2 protein-coding genes and 1 pseudogene are annotated in these 2,073 nt (G+C 69.0%); all 3 read left to right on the top strand.

Annotation, left to right across the window (positions count from 1 at the left end; genetic code table 11):
* A pseudogene (locus tag AB4Y86_RS17565) lies at nucleotides 1-276 on the top strand (ABC transporter ATP-binding protein); the annotation flags it as partial.
* Nucleotides 273-1,058 carry an ABC transporter ATP-binding protein gene (locus AB4Y86_RS17560; RefSeq protein ID WP_441403445.1) on the top strand — a complete coding sequence of 262 codons (786 nt, stop codon included), beginning with the start codon at nucleotides 273-275 and terminating at the stop codon, nucleotides 1,056-1,058. The pseudogene AB4Y86_RS17565 and the gene AB4Y86_RS17560, both read left to right, overlap by 4 nt.
* Nucleotides 1,055-1,930: a branched-chain amino acid ABC transporter permease gene (locus AB4Y86_RS17555; RefSeq protein WP_441403444.1), complete on the top strand. Its 876-nt coding sequence runs from the start codon at nucleotides 1,055-1,057 to the stop codon at nucleotides 1,928-1,930. Before AB4Y86_RS17560 ends, AB4Y86_RS17555 begins: the two co-directional genes overlap by 4 nt.
* The last annotated feature ends 143 nt before the right edge of the window (nucleotides 1,931-2,073 follow it).

Here is a 2,073-nt window from a genome sequence, read left to right as displayed (position 1 = left end):
GTGCTGCTGGCGACAGATCCCGCCGTCGTACTGCTCGACGAACCGATGGCCGGGGTGGCGTCGGGGGACGTCCCGTCCCTCAGCGCGATCATCCGGAGCATGCACCGGGACCGCGGCTGCACGGTGATGATGGTGGAGCACCACATGGACGTCGTCCTGGGCCTGGTGGACCGGGTGGCCGTGATGCACCACGGCAGCCTGCTGGCCCTGGACAGCCCCGACGCCGTCATGGCCGACCCCACCGTGCAAAGCGCCTACCTCGGAGAACCTGTATGAGCACCGCAGCTGACCACCGGGGCACCGAAGCCCCGCCCATCCTGAGGCTCGAGGGCCTGTCTGCCTCGATCGCCGGCCAGCAGGTGGTGGAGAACGTCTCCTTCACCGTCCCCGCCACCGGGATCACCGCGCTGCTGGGCCGTAACGGCGTCGGCAAGACCAGTACCCTCAAGGCGATCATCGGCCTGATCGACCGCAGCGGTGCCGTGGAACTCGATGGCGAGCGGATCGAAAAGGAGGCGACCTTCAAGATCATCCGCAGCGGGGTCGGCTACGTCCCCGAAGACCGTGAGGTCTTTGCAAAACTCACCGTCGCGGAGAACCTCAAGCTGGCAGAACGCGACGCCGCCCCACGCCGGCAACTGGTCGAGGAACTCTTCCCGGACCTGTTGGCCCGGTCCGCGCAGATGGCCGGCACGCTCTCCGGCGGCCAGCAACAGATGGTCTCGCTGGCCCGCGCCCTGCTGAACACCAACAAAATCCTGCTGGTGGACGAGCCCACCAAGGGGCTCGCGCCCAAGATCGTCGGCGAGGTGGCGGAGACCCTGGCCGAGGCGGCCCGGACCGTGCCGATCCTGCTTGTCGAACAGAACCTGCACGTCGTCCGCCAGCTCGCCGAGGGCGCCGTCGTGCTCTCCGGAGGCCGGGTGGTCCACACCGGGCGCGCCCTCGATTTCCTCGACGACGCCGACCTGATCCAGCGGCATCTGGGCGTGTCTGCCGACGCCGCCCCGGCCGCCAGCACTGCCGGGACACCCGTCGAGAAAGGCGCCGCCCTGTGAGCACCGTCGTCCTGCTGCTGTTCACCGGCTTCGGCCTCGGTGCCCTGTATTTCCTGGTGGCCGCCGGACTGTCCCTGATCTACGGGCTGATGGGAGTACTGAACTTCGCGCACGGCGCGTTCCTGACCTTGGGCGCCTTTACCGGCTGGGAAATCGCCCGCCGCGCCGGCTCCGATAACTGGGGAACGTTCCTGCTGTCCCTCGTAATCGGGGCCGCAGCGGGCGCCGCCTTCGCCGCCTTCACCGAGTTCGTCCTGATCCGCCGGCTCTACCAGCGGCACATCGAGCAGGTGCTCGTCACCGTGGGACTCTCGCTCGCCGCGGTGGCGCTCTTCGACGGCATCTGGGGCACCGACCCGGTGTTCATCAAAAGCCCGGCCTGGTTCAAGGACACCACCGAAATCCTCGGCGCCCGGATCCCCAACGACCGGTTCGTCTGCATCGTCGCGGCCGTCATGGTGCTGCTCGCCATGGTGTTCTTCCTGAAGAAGACCCGCTACGGCATGATCATCCGCGCCGGCGTGGAGAACCGCTCCATGGTCACGGCCCTGGGGATCGACGTCCGCAAGGCCTTCACCCTCGTCTTCACCATCGGCGGGGCCGCGGCCGGCCTCGGCGGAGTTCTCGCCTCGCACTACTTCGGCTACGTATCGCCGATGCTGGGCGGTTCCCTGCTGATCTTCGCCTTCATCGTTACGGTGATCGGCGGGCTCGGCTCGCTGACCGGCGCCGCCATCGCCGCCGTCGCCGTCGCCGTCCTGCAGCAGTTCGCCAACTTCTACCTCGGCGGCACCGGCGACTTCGTCGTGGTGCTGGCGCTGGCGCTCGTGCTGCTGTTCCGTCCCACCGGCCTGCTCGGGAGAACCTCATGACCACCGACACCGATACCTCCAGCACCGACGACACGGCCAGCGCAGGCCGGTCCGCCGCGCGGGGCGGCACCGGCCGCCGGTCCGGGAAAACCACCCCCGGGTACAACGACGCCGGGGGAGCGCCGGGCGCCACGCCCCGCGGC

Origin of the sequence: Arthrobacter sp. 2YAF22_2 (assembly GCF_052114645.1) — a bacterium.
GTDB lineage: Bacteria > Actinomycetota > Actinomycetes > Actinomycetales > Micrococcaceae > Arthrobacter.
This window is presented reverse-complemented; position numbering and strand designations above follow the sequence as displayed.